Annotated in this window: 14 protein-coding genes; 12 read left to right on the top strand and 2 right to left on the bottom strand. The window is 43.3% G+C overall.

The features are described 5' to 3' along the window. Positions 1 to 65 precede the first annotated feature (65 nt). Both LPY66_RS15720 and LPY66_RS15715 read left to right on the top strand, forming a co-directional pair. Positions 66 to 1,667: an extracellular solute-binding protein gene (locus LPY66_RS15720; protein ID WP_337985199.1), complete on the top strand. Its 1,602-nt coding sequence runs from the start codon at positions 66 to 68 to the stop codon at positions 1,665 to 1,667. Positions 1,668 to 1,786: 119 nt separating this feature from the next. Further along, on the top strand, positions 1,787 to 3,691 hold the full coding sequence (locus LPY66_RS15715; protein ID WP_337985198.1) for a diguanylate cyclase domain-containing protein: 1,905 nt from the start codon (positions 1,787 to 1,789) through the stop codon (positions 3,689 to 3,691). A gap of 73 nt (positions 3,692 to 3,764) precedes the next feature. On the opposite strand, the gene LPY66_RS15710 is transcribed toward LPY66_RS15715, so the two are convergent. Further along, positions 3,765 to 4,331: a TetR/AcrR family transcriptional regulator C-terminal domain-containing protein gene (locus tag LPY66_RS15710; RefSeq protein WP_337985197.1), complete on the bottom strand. Its 567-nt coding sequence runs from the start codon at positions 4,329 to 4,331 to the stop codon at positions 3,765 to 3,767. A gap of 249 nt (positions 4,332 to 4,580) precedes the next feature. On the opposite strand from LPY66_RS15710, the gene LPY66_RS15705 reads away from it, so the two are divergent. The 3 genes from LPY66_RS15705 (at position 4,581) to hypB (ending at position 6,899) form a co-directional block, all read left to right on the top strand. Then, positions 4,581 to 5,696 carry a 4Fe-4S binding protein gene (locus LPY66_RS15705; RefSeq protein ID WP_337985196.1) on the top strand — a complete coding sequence of 372 codons (1,116 nt, stop codon included), beginning with the start codon at positions 4,581 to 4,583 and terminating at the stop codon, positions 5,694 to 5,696. Between the two features lie 24 nt (positions 5,697 to 5,720). Continuing rightward, a complete protein-coding gene (locus LPY66_RS15700) occupies positions 5,721 to 6,071 on the top strand; it encodes a hydrogenase maturation nickel metallochaperone HypA (RefSeq protein ID WP_337985195.1) in 351 nt (116 codons plus the stop codon). Between the two features lie 159 nt (positions 6,072 to 6,230). Continuing rightward, on the top strand, positions 6,231 to 6,899 hold the full coding sequence (gene hypB, locus LPY66_RS15695) for a hydrogenase nickel incorporation protein HypB (protein ID WP_337985194.1): 669 nt from the start codon (positions 6,231 to 6,233) through the stop codon (positions 6,897 to 6,899). Positions 6,900 to 7,012: 113 nt separating this feature from the next. Here the strand turns inward: hypB and LPY66_RS15690 are convergent, their stop codons facing one another. Next, positions 7,013 to 7,669, bottom strand: coding sequence for a TetR/AcrR family transcriptional regulator (locus LPY66_RS15690; RefSeq protein ID WP_337985193.1), 657 nt, complete (start codon positions 7,667 to 7,669; stop codon positions 7,013 to 7,015). A 256-nt stretch (positions 7,670 to 7,925) separates the two neighbouring features. Between LPY66_RS15690 and LPY66_RS15685 the strand changes: the two genes are divergently transcribed. The 7 genes from LPY66_RS15685 to LPY66_RS15655 all read left to right on the top strand — a co-directional run bounded on the left by LPY66_RS15685 (position 7,926) and on the right by LPY66_RS15655 (position 15,699). Further along, on the top strand, positions 7,926 to 8,564 hold the full coding sequence (locus LPY66_RS15685; RefSeq protein WP_337985192.1) for a cobalamin B12-binding domain-containing protein: 639 nt from the start codon (positions 7,926 to 7,928) through the stop codon (positions 8,562 to 8,564). A 49-nt stretch (positions 8,565 to 8,613) separates the two neighbouring features. Continuing rightward, on the top strand, positions 8,614 to 9,954 hold the full coding sequence (locus LPY66_RS15680) for a hypothetical protein (protein ID WP_337985191.1): 1,341 nt from the start codon (positions 8,614 to 8,616) through the stop codon (positions 9,952 to 9,954). A 168-nt stretch (positions 9,955 to 10,122) separates the two neighbouring features. After that, complete coding sequence (locus LPY66_RS15675) at positions 10,123 to 10,395, top strand: hypothetical protein (protein WP_337985190.1); 273 nt, start codon at positions 10,123 to 10,125, stop codon at positions 10,393 to 10,395. A 228-nt stretch (positions 10,396 to 10,623) separates the two neighbouring features. Continuing rightward, entirely contained in the window at positions 10,624 to 11,337 is a 714-nt protein-coding gene (locus LPY66_RS15670; RefSeq protein WP_337985189.1) for a response regulator transcription factor, read from the top strand. Then, positions 11,330 to 12,901 carry a sensor histidine kinase gene (locus LPY66_RS15665; protein WP_337985188.1) on the top strand — a complete coding sequence of 524 codons (1,572 nt, stop codon included), beginning with the start codon at positions 11,330 to 11,332 and terminating at the stop codon, positions 12,899 to 12,901. Before LPY66_RS15670 ends, LPY66_RS15665 begins: the two co-directional genes overlap by 8 nt. Before the next feature lie 322 nt (positions 12,902 to 13,223). Further along, positions 13,224 to 13,589, top strand: coding sequence for a YopX family protein (locus LPY66_RS15660; protein WP_337985187.1), 366 nt, complete (start codon positions 13,224 to 13,226; stop codon positions 13,587 to 13,589). Beyond that, on the top strand, positions 13,561 to 15,699 hold the full coding sequence (locus LPY66_RS15655; protein ID WP_337988113.1) for a transglycosylase domain-containing protein: 2,139 nt from the start codon (positions 13,561 to 13,563) through the stop codon (positions 15,697 to 15,699). Before LPY66_RS15660 ends, LPY66_RS15655 begins: the two co-directional genes overlap by 29 nt. Positions 15,700 to 15,714: the final 15 nt, after the last annotated feature.

Raw genomic sequence — 15,714 nt, 5'->3', positions numbered from 1 at the left:
TTATTTGCGGAATTGGCGGGAGCTGTAAGTAATATCCAAGATTGTGGTGGGATTATGGAGACAAAATGAGAAAAAGATGGCGTTCATTAATCGTTTTTTTATTAGCAGCAATTATTATTACCATTGTCATCGGTTCCCTATTATTATCTAAAAATGAAAATAAACAGATAATGCAAGCACAGGTACAAAGAAAGGCGCCTGTAACTCTGAAAATAGAAGTGTTTGATCGGGACAATGCCCCGAATAGCTCAGTTACAGCAGATAACAATTATATGACGAACCTGATACAAGAAGAATGGGGCACACCGAATAATGTCACTATCAACTATGTCGCTGTTCCGCGAGCCGAGGAAGAGGATAAGCTGATTGAAATGATGGCATCAGGGACAGCACCGAATATTGTATTTGTTTATTCGAAGGATATTTACTTGAAGTTTGCAAGTGAAGGACATCTTACCGACATCACGGACTATTTGAATAATGCGAAACATTTAAAAAAATTAACGGAAAAAAATAAAGATGACCTATTAATTAATGGAAAGTATTTTGCCACGGGCGCATATCGTCCGCTCGTTGACAGACATATATCGTATATCCGAACAGACTGGTTGAAAAAGGTAGGAATGCAAAAGCCAACAACTATCGATCAATGGCATGCTGTGATGAAGGCATTCAAAGACAACAACCTGGGAGGTCCAGGAAATAATACAATCCCTTTTGGCTTGAGAATGACAAATTATGTGGACAATCATTTTGGCGCACAACATTTACTTTGGTCGTTTGTCAAAGCATCTGACGAAGAAATTCAAACTCTTCCCTATCTTGCCTTACCAGGGTTTAAGGATGGGGTAAGGTATTTGAATAAATTGTATCATGAAGGGTTAATTGACCAGAAATTAACATCCTATACCAATGAGGAGAATTTCTACGAGGATATTAAAAATGGCAACGTAGGCTTTTTTACCATTGATACGCAAGCATTATACAGCCCAAATTATGGCAATGCATTAGCCACTCTGCAGGATAAAGTTCCCGGCGCTGATCTGGAACCGGTGGAGTGTTTCATGAATGCAGATGGTGAGTATTTAAAATCGATTTATACGCATCAAGGGTGGTTTGTCATGATCCCCAAGACGTCCTCTCCCGAACAAGTTCAAGCAGCTATTGACTTCTTGGATTGGCAGTCTTCAAATGAAGGGCTTAAATTGCTGAAATGGGGAGAACCTGGAAGGCATTACACGCTTAAGGATGGGATACCGACGGTAAACATTGAACAAAAAGCCGCAAATGATATTGACCGTTATAATAGTCCGGATTACTGCCTCATGTGGAATGGCTTTTATAACATCAATGGCAATTTGATATACAAGCAGATTGAAGCGGCAGACCCAAAATATGGCGAGCGGAATGTCACAGAAATGAAAATAGCTGTTCAAGACGGGTTTAGGGATTACAACTCGAATCCGGCATTTGATATAATCATAGAGGCAGCCGGTAAATATCGTGAGTCCCTTGACCAGCTGTACTTGTATGGACTTGCAAAGCTTATTATTTGTCAATCAGAAGATTTTGATTATACTTATGATGAATTGCTGAATGATTATTTGAGAAAAGGCGGACAAGAAATTATTGATCAGAAGAAAGCTGCCTACAAAAAATCGCGGTAAGTTAATACATCTTATTTAATAATAATTAATTTCTATCTTAGCAGCAGAATGGCGGTTGATATATGAAAAAAGCCTATGTACATCGGATATGGCTGTGTTGTTGTCTTATTATAATCATTATGGCCATGTATCTAAATACACCGGCATATGCTACTGACGGTGATTCTCAAGATATAATTAAGGTCATTATGGACGATGATTATCCTCCTTATTCCTATAAGGATAGTAATGGAAAGCTGCAAGGGATCCTGGTGGATCAGTGGATGCTTTGGCAGAAAAAAACCGGAATTCACGTTGAATTGTATGGTATGGATTGGGAAAGCGCACTCAGGAAGATGAAAAAGGGTGAGTTCGATGTCATCGACACCATTTTTTATAATAAAGAACGAACAAAATATTTTGCGTTTACCAAACAATATACTAAAATTGAGGTCTCAATATTCTTCCAAAATAATATATCAGGAATAGTCGATGCTGAATCGTTAAAAGGATTTAATGTTGGGGTGAAGGCCGGAGATAATGCGGTTGATTTTCTCGTAGATAAAGGTGTAGACACACTAATCGAATATACAAATTACCGTGACATCATTGAGGCTGCAAAAGCACAGAAGATAACTACCTTCGTGATGGATAGACCCTCTGCTATGTTTTTCCTTTATAAAAATGATATGCAGGATAGGTTTAAAGAAGCACCTTCATTATATTATGGTGAATTACACAGGGCTGTATTAAAAGGGAATCACGAATTGTTAAACACAATAGACAGTGGTTTTTTAAGCATCTCTAAAAATGAATATAATGCCATCGATAAAAAATGGTTAGGAAAGACTCCGGTCAGTTCAGATGTTTTCTTTAAGTTCTTCATGTTGTTCTCCGCAGTGGCAGTTGTTCTTTTATTGTTGATCGTGTGGAATGTGTTGCTGAAAAGAGCAGTAAAAATAAAAACTGGAGAATTGTCGGAGACGCTTGAAAAATATAAGGAAAGCGAAAAGAACATCTATCGCATGAGCATCGTTGACATGCCTACCGGGATGTATAACAGGAACTTTTTTGAAAGTGAATTAACGAGAATCCAGAACGAAGAAAATAGGGATGTGGGGATTGTCGTATGCGATATTGATGGGTTAAAGTTAATAAACGATATGCTCGGGCATTCAGCTGGTGATGACTACCTAAAAGAATGTGCGATGATCCTAAGACAATGCTTTTCTGAAGAGGATATCATTGCACGCATTGGTGGCGATGAGTTTGCGGTTATAATACAAAATGCGACAAAAGAAGATATAGCATCCAAAATTCAGAAGATTGCAGAGAAATTGGAGAAAACAAATCAGGATGAGCGGGTTGTCCCTATGAGTATGTCATGCGGGTACGCACTGGGGCAGAGCGGACAAACAGAAATAAAAGAGCTATTCAGGACTGCTGATAATATGATGTATCATGAAAAACTTCATCACAAGCAAAGTGAAAAGAGTAAAAATCTAAACATCCTCACGAAGATGCTAGAAGAAAGAGATTTTATTACTGAGGGGCATGGCGAGAGGATGAAGGAATTATGTTGTGAATTGGCAGGAAAAATAGGCATTTCAGAAGCCGAAAGTAAAGATATGAGGCTTTTTGCTCATTTTCATGATATCGGCAAAATCGGTATCCCTGACAGAATCTTATTTAAGCCTGATCAACTTACCACGGAAGAAATGAATGTTATGAAAGGACATACTGAAATAGGCTATCGGATTACTGTCGCTTCTGCCGACCTTATTCATATTTCGGATTGGATATTGAAGCATCATGAGTGGTGGAACGGCAACGGATATCCGCTTAATTTGAAGGGGGAAGAAATACCCATTCAATGCAGAATACTCTCTATTGTGGACGCATTTGATGCGATGACAAGCGATCGTCCTTATCGAAAGGCGTTCTCTAAAGAAGCCGCAATGACTGAAATACGAAAGAATAAAGGCATTCAATTTGATCCTAAACTTGTAAATGAATTTATCGAGATGATGGCTGCTAAATTATAAAATAATAACACTAAAAGTCCGGTTTTCCGGGCTTTTTAATTTTATAAAAATACAATGAACGCGATACCCATTGTCAGCAAGAACCGCCGCGTGAGTTTTCAATAGGAAAGTAAAAATCCAGGGCTTTGGGACGGCAGGTTACGATAGCCTTGGCGATTAACTCCTTTGCTTCCCCCATACCGCTTTGTATCCAATCAATATAAATGCCGACAGCGCCGTGACAGTAAAAGTCGATGGCGATTTTTATGTCCGGAGAGATAACCTTGAGTCCATACTCCTTATGCAAAGCGGCTACATAATAATTGATGCACCAACGATAGAAAAATTCCGGAAAATTTGATGGGTGGTCATTTTTAACTATTGCCGTAAAAAAATAACTATTTTCCTTGGTGAAACTGAGAACGGAGAGAATACCCTGATAGCAACGCATCGCATGAGTTGCTTCGATTGCCTCGACAAAATCATACATAACATAGTTGATCAGAGCGTACTTGTCGGCAAAATGGTTGTAAAACGTCTGCTTTGCTGTTTGCGAGCAGTCAAGTATGTCTTTTAGCGTAATTTTACTGAGAGGACGTGCTTTTGCCAAAGAGAGCAATGTGTTTTTATACAAGTCTTTGGTCGCTTTACCCACAGACATACAGTTACCTCCACTGGTACTATCGATGATCCCAGATAGAAAAGTGTCAATACTGCCCAAGTTTATTTTAGCAATTACCATTAAAAAAGAAAATAGAATCTTTCAGTAAAAAGTCAACAAGATAGACTTTGGAATTGGGGTGTCTGTTGACCTGTTTCAGCAACAACACTATATTGAAAGTGTCCTCATAGTCTATTCTTAACACATTTTATTAAAACCATTATTAAAACCATTAAAGGAGAGATTGACATGCTGAAAGTTGAAAACCTCACGCCAACGGAAATTGAAGAGAACTATGTGACCCTGCGCGACAGGATGAACGCATTAAGCTTCGGCTATTGTCCGACGGAATCCGGTATTGAATTTGTTTTGCTTAAACGCTTTTTCACCCCGGAGGACGTTGCCTACTGGCTGGAGATGGAGACGGATACGTACTTCACCGCTCAGCGGTACGCAGAAATAACCGGTTTACCTCTTGAGAAGGCGTCTTCAGTTCTGGAAGATATGTCCCATCGGGGACTGCTCTATAGAGTGCGCCGAGGCGGAAGAGCGGAGTACTATGTTGTTCCGGTAGCTCACGGTGTCTATGAGTTCAATCTTAACCACCTGGACGAGAAAGAATGGACGATGGGGCTTGCCGGTCATTTTGGACAGGGGATGCTTCAGCAGGTATACGATGTCAACATTCCGTTCTACCGTTCCGTTCCGATCAATATGGACGTGGTCAAGGGCAGCGAGGTCTATCCTTACGATGATATTGTGAAGCAAGTCAAACAGTATAGCGTTTTTGGTGTCTCTAACTGTACCTGCCGCCATCTCAATAAGACGGTTGGTGCGCCGGATATGGGATTTGATATGGAGACCTGCATCACCTGTGGTGAAATGGCGGAGTTTTATCTCGAAAATGGTATCGCACGGGAAATTACCGTAGACGACGTGTTGGCTATTCTGAAGCGAAGTACTGAAAAAGGCATGGTTATACAGTGTGTCTATTCCAAGAACAGCGAGATAATTTGCTCCTGTCATGTTGACGGCTGCGGTATTCTTCAGGCAGCCAAAGTTTTCGGCGGCAGTGCTACCAAAAAAATCAGCAACTACACCCTGGAGCAGAATCGAGACGCTTGCATAAGCTGCGGCAAGTGTGTGGTTCGGTGTCCGATGCACGCCATAACGATGGATGCTGAAAACAAACCTGTCACTGACTCAAGCTGTGTCAGTTGCGGTCAATGCGTTTCTGTCTGTCCGGTGCAGGCCAAAGTGCTGGTCAAGAAAGAATCAGTCGAAATAATACCGGATTCGATTTTTGATACCTACATTTCAATGCAGGAATATCGTAAGTCCGAAGGTAACCTTTCCAAAAAATAAAACGTGTCTGTGAGGTGCCGCCGTATGCATGAAATGGCAATAACTGAAAGTGTTGTGGAGATTGTGCTGAAGCACGCCGACGTGGCCGGGGCCAAAAAAGTCGTGCAGGTCAGACTGAAAATCGGGGAAATCCGAGATATCATCCACGATATGATGGAAAAGTGTTTCCGATACATTGCCAGGGGGACGATTGCCGATGAGGCTCAATTGGAAATCATAAAGGTTCCTCTTGTTGTTCGTTGCACTGCGTGTGGACAGGCGAATCGGGAATATATCAGCAATTATGCCAATATGACGTGTCATCATTGCGGTTCTCACGAGCTTGAACTGGTAAGCGGAAACGAATTTTTCATCGAAGATATTAAGATTCTTTAGAAATCGCACGCTGAGCGTGCTCTCTTTTTACCCCAAAGATTGCGTGTTCGCAATTTACAAAGCTGACGTTTGTATGAAAGTAGTTAGGCGGAATGATGCTTATTTCTGACCACAAGAAAGTGAATTATGGTGCATATTTTATTGGGAAAGGAAATAATCATGGACGAAGTTAAGATAATCGAAATTAAACAAAGTATCTTTGAGAACAACGATCAAGAAGCGAACCGTCTGAGAGAGCGTCTGCGTGGGGAAAGAACATTTCTCTTAAACCTGATGTCTTCACCCGGAGCCGGAAAAACCACGACACTCATGCGTACCATTGAAAGACTAAAAGATGAGATGCGTATCGGCATCATGGAAGCGGATATCGATTCGGCTGTGGATGCAGAAACCATTGCCACTACGGGAGTCAGATGTATTCAGCTCCATACCGGCGGCATGTGTCATCTGGATGCCGGTATGACCGCACAGGGAATCGATGAATTAGGCACGGAAGACCTTGACTTGGTGGTCCTGGAAAATGTCGGTAATTTAGTCTGCCCGGCGGAATTTGATACCGGTGCTTCCAAGAATGCGATGATTTTAAGCGTACCGGAGGGCGATGATAAACCATTAAAGTATCCGTTAATGTTTGAGGTGGCCGATGTCCTGATTATCAATAAAATGGATGTTCTTCCTTACTTTAACTTCAATCTGGAAGCCGTTTATCAAAGGGCTAAGAAATTAAACCCGGCGATTGATATCTTTGAAGTATCGGCCATCACCGGGGAAGGATTTGATGTATGGGCGGATTGGCTGCGGCGAAATGTGGCTGAGTGGAACCAATGAGGTTAAGTTCCTGTAGGTGAAGACCATAACAGCGAATCATGACAAAGGCGGTGCCGCAAAACTATTAAATAGTTCTGCGGCACCGCCTTTTGTTTTATGTAATTGAATAAAAACTAAATAAGCAATTTTATATGCGAGAAATTATGTGCGTGTACGAATTTGAGGGCGTTATTAATGTATTCGGCAGTTAGGTTCTCGTCGATTTTGAATAACCGTCCAGTTAAGGTATAGATTTTCGAAGTCAATTCGTATGGCGTAATGTCATATTCTTTATCGATGTATTCAAGCAGCAGCTCTCTTCGGATGCCAAGATCCGCAGCGGAAATGTATTTCAAATCATCAATACTGATATCCAAATTCAAGTCAACAGCAAAACGTTTATATATCCTTCGAACATTTTTATGCATAATACTATAAACAGATTTCTGTTTTAAAATCTCATGATAATAGGAAATATTTTTTTCATCGCTTAAAATGATGGAATAATACATCATTCCAGACGTTAAATTTTTCTGGTAACTGTCCAATATTACGGATCGGTCCATGTTTGAGTCGATAAAACGGTATGTCTTAATCAACAAGCTGGCTGAAATTTCATTTGCAAGATCAAATTTGCTTTCATAGTAATATTTGAAGTTACTATCTTTTAATCCCGCAAGCCTGCAGATATCAATTATTTTCGTAGAGGATAGTCCTTTTTCGTAGAATAATTGCTTGGCAGCATTAATAATTTTATGCTTCATTTCGTATCCCTTGGTATACTTGGGCATATCATTCACCTCATGGAGATTATAACATAAAGAAGAAATGGTTAAATTATTTCTTCTAGAAAAAGTATATACGATTATCCTTGTAAAATATAATAAAAATAAAAAAAATATAAAATGAATTGACGAGCCCTGGTGGAGCATAGTAATATGAATATATAATTTATTATAAAAAATTATAAATTACATATTTTAAATTACAAATTATTACTATTTCTCTAACCTTGGTTGAAGCATATAAAAAATAGGAGGAGTTTATATGTTGGATATTAACACCTTGACTCAAGCAGTAGGGAATCTAGAGGAAGAAAAAGTAATGGAAATGTTGGAGAGATTTGTTCAGAGTAATCCAACAGGGCAAGAAGCACATGATGTTGTTACCGCATGTCAGGAAGGGATGTCTTTGGTCGGAGATCTGTTCGAAAAAGGAGACTATTTCGTTGGTGATCTAATTTTTGCAGGAGAATTGTTATCTGAGTCCATCAATATACTCAAGCCGGTAATCGGTTCTACAAACAGCGAGAAAATAGGTAAAATTGTGTTGGGCACAGTTCATGGAGACCTCCATGATATCGGAAAAAATATCTTCCGAAGCATGGCGGAAGCAGCAGGATTTGAAGTTTGTGACATAGGGATTGATCAGTCAGTGGATGCCTTCGTCCAGAAGGTTAAAGAAGTTAACCCAGATATCGTTGGTATGAGCGGCGTGCTGACTCTCGCATTGGAAGCGATGAAAGAAACTGTCGACGGGTTAAAAGAAGCAGGTCTTCGTGATCGTGTGAAGATTGTCATTGGAGGAAATCCTGTAACGAAAGAGAGTTGCGAACAAATCGGAGCGGATGCCTTTACAACGAATGCGGCTGAAGGTGTAAAAATATGTAAGATGTTTGTTAAGTGAGGTATGGATCTTGAGGTGAAACATGTCGTGAGAAAGAAGGAGATACACAATGGATGACAGAGTAAAAGTATTTCAAGATATTTATGATGGAAAAATTCCCAATCGTGTACCCGTCAATGTGAGTCTTGGCTTTGAAATTGTAGCTGAAATCGGTGGCATGAATATGCAGGAAGTTCAGTGGAATCCGGAAAAAATCTCAGATTCCGTTGAGATGATTTGCCAGAACGTGTATAGCGATGTCTGTCCCGTTTCCCCATCCATCCGGCTTCCGGGAATGTATCAGTTCTTAAATTCGCAATCATATATCATGTCAAAGGAAGGTTTTATGCAGCATCCGGAGGTCGTGGGGATGATGGATGATGAATACGATGAATTGATTGCTGATCCCTATGCATGCATTATTGAAAAAATCATTCCAAGACAATTTAAAGCCCTGGGAAATGACAATCCCATGATGACCGCTATTGCTTTTGCCCAAGGAATAAAGAAATATGAAAAAGATATGGGAGCCTCGATAAATGTTCTGGGGCAATATATTAAAAAATATGGATATTTTTCGGCTCCTCCTAATTCCTCAAGAGCCACTGAAGCGCCTTTTGATTATCTCGCCGATCAGTTGAGAAGTTTTTCTGGGATCAGCAAGGATGTCAGACGGCGGCGGAATCAAATCCCAGCGGCTTGTGAAGCATTATACGATATCGCTTATCGAAGAGGCTTGCCGGGGAATGTATCTGATTATGGACATGTATTTTTCCCGCTGCATATGCCGCCTTTTATGAGAGAACAGGATTTCGCAGATCTTTGGTGGCCTACATTCAAAAAATTGGTTAACCATTATGCTGCCCAAGGAATACACAGCCGTATTTTCTGTGAGCAGGACTGGAGCAGATACCTTGATTATTTGCAGGAACTTCCGACAAATACTGTTATATGGTTCGAATATGGTGATCCCAAATTGATCAAGGATAAATTAGGGGATAAATTCATTTTGACCGGTTTATATCCGCTTACCGCTTTGAAATCAAAAAGCAAACAGGAATGCATCGATCTTGCTAAAGAATATATCGATATCCTGGCACCAGGTGGAAAGTATATATTCGGTTTCGATAAAATCCCTGTTTCTGCCAGTGATATCGCAATGGACAAACTGAATGCATTGACTGAATTTGTGAGAGACTATGCAGTCTATCCAAATGCAGGGGAAAAGTCAGGAATGCCGTTTGATAAGTCGGATTACAGTATTCCAGAATATCGGGCGCTGGAAAATAAATACTTGCCGACATGGGATCACTATAAAACCATGTACCCAAACATTTCCGAGGCGGCCAAATCCGAATATGAAGCGTTAAACAACAGTATCTATCAGTTCATTACCAATTTAATCTATTAAACTTTTTATGAATTTGAAGTTTCCTTACGTGTAACAATTATTAATATTTTCGAAACAAATATTTAACTTCCGGCAAAATACCGGAAAAATCTTTCCTATATAATAACTGCAGAATGGAAAGTCAAACGATCCTCAATGCTGTAGTTTATTTATAAGGAGGATTCGAATATGGTCAAGTCAGAACTGAACGAAAAGCAAGTGGCGTATATTGGGGCAAGAGAGCATTTTGATAACGTGTTTTTTCAGTATACGAAGCTGGTGAGTGAGTATCGCGATGTGTGGCAAAACGATATGCGCGGATTTGTAAAATTTCTGAAGAAAGCCAGGAAAATTACAGGTTTAGAACAAGCCCAAGCCAAGTTGGAACAAATCGAACGGGAACTGACGAATAGAGACGATATTCAATGGCTTAATACCCTTGTTGGTGAACGAAAGGTTTAACCGCTTCTTCACCATCCGTGTGACCGCGGCAAGGTACTGAGCATACTTTTTTATAAGTGATAGAGAGTAAGAAAAAAAGAGATGGGAATCTGTTTCTCATCTCTTTTTGATCGTGGTGCACTATGCGACGGCAATGGAGGCAAGGACAATCCGCATGGAGATTATTGGATTTCTCCGTCATTTATCACTTATGGTATGATAGGATAAAGGTTGTACTAAGGAGGAAATATGCCGTTTTTGGGAAAAGTCCTGGTTGTCGATGACGACCAGAATGTCTTAGAACTGGTCAAGCTCTACGGTGAACGGGAGGGCTTCGAGGTCATCGGTGTCAGTGACGGCAATGCGGTATTGGCTGCCTTTGATCGGGAGAATCCCGATGTTGTCATCCTGGACATCATGCTTCCCGGTAAGGATGGGCTTGACCTGTGCCGTAATTTACGGTCGATTCGCATGATTCCGATTATCATGCTGACAGCTAAAGGAGAGGAAGCAGACCGTGTTCTGGGACTGGAAATGGGCGCGGATGACTACGTTTCCAAACCTTTCAGCCCCAGAGAATTGGTTGCCAGAATCAAAGCCGTTTTGAGACGAACCCTGCCCATGGACACAGAGGTCAATTGGCAATTAAAATACCCGGGGCTGGAAATCCGGGCGGATATCCGAAGAGTCTTGGTCGATGCCGTCCAGACGGTAGTGACGCCTAGGGAATTCGACCTGCTCTATCACTTGGCCCAGAATCCCCGGCGGGTTTTCACCCGAGAGGAACTGTTGGCGGCGGTGTGGGGATATGACTACTTCGGTGATCAGCGGACGGTGGATGTGCATATCCGGAGATTAAGGTCAAAACTGGCTCCCTTGTCCCATGAATACCTGACGACGGTGTGGGGTGTGGGATACCAGTTTACACCTCCGATCAAAGGAGGAGAGACGCGTTGTGAATGATTTTCACCAGCAGGTCAGGGGAAAAATACAGTGGGTAATCGGCTCCGTACGCGGGTTTTGCCGCAACTTCCAACGGATGCTATGGGAACAGTTTAATAAGAATATATATACGCGGATACTTTTTACCAATGTGGCGACGTTTGCCATTGGCCTGATTATGCTGATCCTGTTTTCCAGCTTTATCGTGAAACAGCTGACCTATGACCAGGTAGAACAGGATTTGTTCCGTAAGGCCAAACGGGTGAATTATGCCTTACTCGAGCAAACAAACACCGTATGGGGTAAGCCGCCGGCTGCGGAAACCGCTGATCAGGCCAAACGTAAACAGGATTATCTGATCTATCTGTCGGATCTCTTTGATGCCAAGATTACCATCTTTGACCGGGCAGGCACTATTTGGGATACGTCAGCAGAGCAGGAAGTCTTACCCGGCAGTAAGGTAGAGGCTAACCATGTCGCCAGATTCACCAACGGGGAAACCGCCGTGACGCGGACAATGGATCGCGAAACGGGACGGCTTGCCTTCCGTGTCGTTGTCCCCATGGGGAACAATAAAAACACCATCGAATACGGTATTTTACTGGAAACGCAGCCCTCTAATCAGGACCTTGCTATAAACAAAATGCAATTTTTTCTGGTTATCGGGGGAATGGGCATCCTGTTTTTCATCATCATCGTTTCCGTTTATCTGGCCATGTTCATTTCCAGACCGATATCCCGTTTGGCTACTCATGTGGCGGAAATCAGCAGAGGGAGTTATGTTTTGAACACCGACGACCAGCCCCTGGACGAAATCAATGCCCTTGCCGGCCAGCTGAATAAGCTGACGGAAAGACTGCAGAAGGTCCAGACCGAAAGCGTCAAGATGGATGAAGACAGGGCCCGGCTTTTCGCTGAAATATCCCACGAAATACGGACGCCGCTGACGGCGGTGCAGGGGTTTGTTGAAGCGATCCGTGACGGAATGGTCCAAGACGAAGCGTTACGGCTGCGGTATATGGATACGATCTATACGCAAACAATTCATATCACCCGGCTGGTGGATGATATTCTGGTATTAAGCCGCCTGGAAAGCGGGAATATCACGGTGGAAAAACTGCCGGTGGATTTGGTCGCCTTGGCCCAAGGGGTGGTTATTTCCATGGAGGCGATGGCCGCTAGCAGAAATACGATGATCCGAGTGGAGAAGAAAACAGAAAAAGCCATCGTCATCGGCGACGTTGATCGTTTAGAACAGATTATCCGAAACTTGCTGAAGAATGCCGTCGTCGCGACAGAAAATGGCTTGATCCGAGTGAGTGTGGCGGTCTCGGAGGGCGAAGTGGTATTAACGATTGAGGATAATGGGATTGGGATTGCCCCCGAGGATCTGCCGCACATTTGGGACAGGTTCTACCGGGTGAAGAACCAGCATGGTCAAGACCGCCAAGAGAAAGGGAGCGGTTTGGGACTGGTGATTGTCAAAAAACTGGTCCAGCTGCAAGGCGGTAAAATAGACGTAACCAGCCAACTGGGGAAGGGAACGGCCTTCAGCATGACGTTTCCGTTATTTAATCCAAAATAGGATGTTATTCTTTCATTCTTACTCCCAAAGTCAGGTCTGCGTGCCACAGTTCCGGCGGAGAAGCGGAGCATGGCAGTGGCGGTCACGGTCACGGATGACCTAATGGCGTGGACATCCCACACATCAAAATAAAAGTACCAAAAGCTGACGCGCGATTAGGGGCGCCGAAGCCGGCGGTGCTTTTTTATTATATCTTTTACGCGGATTACTTCATCCGTAACATTTAGTAATAGTTTGGCAACGAATTTTCCAATTTCAGCAAAGACCGGTTAACACTCGTGAAATAAAATAGGAACAGTAAAACATAAGGAGGCGGGAATAATTGAAAGAATTTAAGTTCAGGGTTTGGGACAAGGTCAAGCGCAAGATGGAAAAACCCCACGCGCTAACCTTTCATACCCAGAGTTTAGACTTGTTTGCCGTAAGTATACTGGGACGCTCTTGGGAAAGGGCAGAGAAATTTGAATTACTTTTATGGACCGGCTTCTATGATAAAAATGGGACCGCTGTCTATGAAGGCGATGTCATCAAAATTGCCGAAGCCCATTATATTATTATATGGAACAAAACCATGGCCGGGTTTGAACTAGTCGATGTCCAAAGCTTATTAAGCCAACGAATTGCGGATGTGGAACTCGGAGAAGTAATCGGAAATGAGTATGAAACGCCACATGACAGACAAGGTTAAATTAGTCGTACACTATGGGCGTCAATGGCTGAAGAAAGGGTATGCTAATCTTAAGACATCAAGGTTTTGGCGGAAACCAAAGTTTTGGCGAAGTTTGGCACTCGCTGTTCTTATCGTTCTTCTGTTTACTGCCGGCGGAACCACTTTATGGATTCAATCCCTGGACATCAGCCCATTGGAGAGCCCCCTGGCTCAGCCAACGGTTATCTATGATAAAAACGGCAATGCGGTGTCGCAGCTGTCCTCCTCAAGAATCCTGCCGGTTACGCTGGCGGATATTCCTCCCGCCATGCGGGAAGCAATTATTGCTGTCGAAGACAGGCGGTTTTACCAGCATCGGGGTGTGGATATCCGATCCCTGTTCAGGGCGTTGCTGCATGACCTTAAATCCGGGGATTTTTCTGAAGGGGGAAGTACCATCACCCAGCAATTAGCAAAAAACATCTTCTTGCCTTCCGATAAAACACTGGCACGCAAATTAAAGGAAGCCGCGTTTGCCCTGAAAATTGAATTAACCTTAAGCAAAGACCAAATCTTAACCGCGTATCTGAATCATATTTATTTTGGTGAAGGGTGTTGGGGAATTCAGAAGGCTGCCCATTTATACTTTGGGAAAGATGTTCAGAACCTCCGATTGGGAGAGGCAGCCCTGCTTGCAGGCCTGATCAAAGCCCCCAGCGTTTATTCTCCTTTACAAGACAAGGAAAAGGCATTGGAACGGCGTGATATCGTTCTTTCTTTAATGAAAGAGCAAAACTATATTTCGGAGTCCCAATTCATGACAGCCAAGGCCCAACCCATACGTATCCAAAGAGATCGGGACGGGGAACTTGGCGGTAAGTATTCGCCCTATGTGGATTATGTGATTGAAGAAGCTATTTCCCGCTATGGGTTTACCGAAGATCAAATCCTGGGGGGCGGTCTGCAGATATACACCGAAATGGACCCTACCGTTCAACAGGCGGCGGAAGAAGTCTATCAGGACGATGGGTTTTTTCCTGACGGTAAATCGGATCAGCCGGTGCAAAGCGGGATCGTGGTCATCGATCAGTACTCGGGCGGCATCCGGGGACTCGTCGGCTACCGGGGTGAAAGCACCTACCGGCAATTCAACCATGCTTCCCAGTTGAAGCGCCAGCCGGGTTCCTCCTTTAAACCGCTGGCCGTCTATGGCCCGGCTCTAGAAATGGGCTATACCCCCTATTCCATTCTTTATGACGGCCCCCTTGATTTGAATGGCTATCAACCTGTCGACTGGGACTATCAAAGCCGGGGCTATGTGACCATGCAAGAGGCTATCCAGAATTCATGGAATATCCCTGCTGTATGGCTCCTGAATGAAATCGGCCTGGACTTAGGTTTTGCTTTTGCTCAGCGGGCGGGGATTCCCCTGACGGAAGAAGACCGTTACCTCAGTCTGGCCTTGGGGGGGCTTACCGAGGGGGTATCGCCCCTGCAAATGGCCCAAGCCTACAGCAGTTTTGCCAATTCAGGCGTCATGCATAAGGCGTTTGCAGTGACAAAGATTACCTCGGGCGATGGGACACTTCTCGCTCAGGCTGAACCGGAAACGGTTCGTGTCACCGATCCGGGCACCGCCTACACCCTAACCCTTCTGTTGAAAAACGCAGTAGACAACGGGACGGGGAAAAATGCTTATTCGGGCCGTCCCACTGCCGGCAAAACCGGTTCGGTTGAGCTTCCGCATACCGGGGAATTTGCCAGGATTACGAAAGGGGTTAAAGACGTTTGGTTTGTCGGATATACCCCGGAGCTAACAGCGGCTGTCTGGATGGGCTACGATAAAACCGACAAGGACCACTATCTGACGATCTCCGGCGGCTCAGGGCCGGCTGTTGTTTTTCGGGAAGTGCTCTCCAGGGCGTTGCGGAATGATCCCGTGATTCCCTTTGCAATTCCTGCGGGATACCAATTTATATTCGAAAAAGAAAAAGAAAAAGACGAACATAAAGACAAAGACGAAGACGAGGGGAAAAATAGCGAGCATCCCGACAAAGAGGATGATTTCTTCGAGGACTGGGGAATTTACTTCGAAGGCTTGCCAACAAAAGGGTCGGGAAAGAAGGAAACAATATACCCGCAGGACTAGCGGGTTTGTCGCTTC

The organism is Dehalobacter sp. DCM, from assembly GCF_024972775.1.
Classification (GTDB): domain Bacteria; phylum Bacillota; class Desulfitobacteriia; order Desulfitobacteriales; family Syntrophobotulaceae; genus Dehalobacter.
Note: the sequence above shows the minus strand (reverse complement) of the source record. Positions and strands in the feature narration are given on the sequence as shown.

Coding starts and splice junctions, on each gene's coding strand:
- LPY66_RS15720 (WP_337985199.1), top strand. CDS start 66: ATGAGAAAAAGATGGCGTTCATTAATCGTTTTTTTATTAGCAGCAATT.
- LPY66_RS15715 (WP_337985198.1), top strand. CDS start 1,787: ATGGCCATGTATCTAAATACACCGGCATATGCTACTGACGGTGATTCT.
- LPY66_RS15710 (WP_337985197.1), bottom strand. CDS start 4,331: ATGTCTGTGGGTAAAGCGACCAAAGACTTGTATAAAAACACATTGCTC.
- LPY66_RS15705 (WP_337985196.1), top strand. CDS start 4,581: ATGCTGAAAGTTGAAAACCTCACGCCAACGGAAATTGAAGAGAACTAT.
- LPY66_RS15700 (WP_337985195.1), top strand. CDS start 5,721: ATGCATGAAATGGCAATAACTGAAAGTGTTGTGGAGATTGTGCTGAAG.
- hypB (WP_337985194.1), top strand. CDS start 6,231: ATGGACGAAGTTAAGATAATCGAAATTAAACAAAGTATCTTTGAGAAC.
- LPY66_RS15690 (WP_337985193.1), bottom strand. CDS start 7,669: ATGCCCAAGTATACCAAGGGATACGAAATGAAGCATAAAATTATTAAT.
- LPY66_RS15685 (WP_337985192.1), top strand. CDS start 7,926: ATGTTGGATATTAACACCTTGACTCAAGCAGTAGGGAATCTAGAGGAA.
- LPY66_RS15680 (WP_337985191.1), top strand. CDS start 8,614: ATGGATGACAGAGTAAAAGTATTTCAAGATATTTATGATGGAAAAATT.
- LPY66_RS15675 (WP_337985190.1), top strand. CDS start 10,123: ATGGTCAAGTCAGAACTGAACGAAAAGCAAGTGGCGTATATTGGGGCA.
- LPY66_RS15670 (WP_337985189.1), top strand. CDS start 10,624: ATGCCGTTTTTGGGAAAAGTCCTGGTTGTCGATGACGACCAGAATGTC.
- LPY66_RS15655 (WP_337988113.1), top strand. CDS start 13,561: ATGAAACGCCACATGACAGACAAGGTTAAATTAGTCGTACACTATGGG.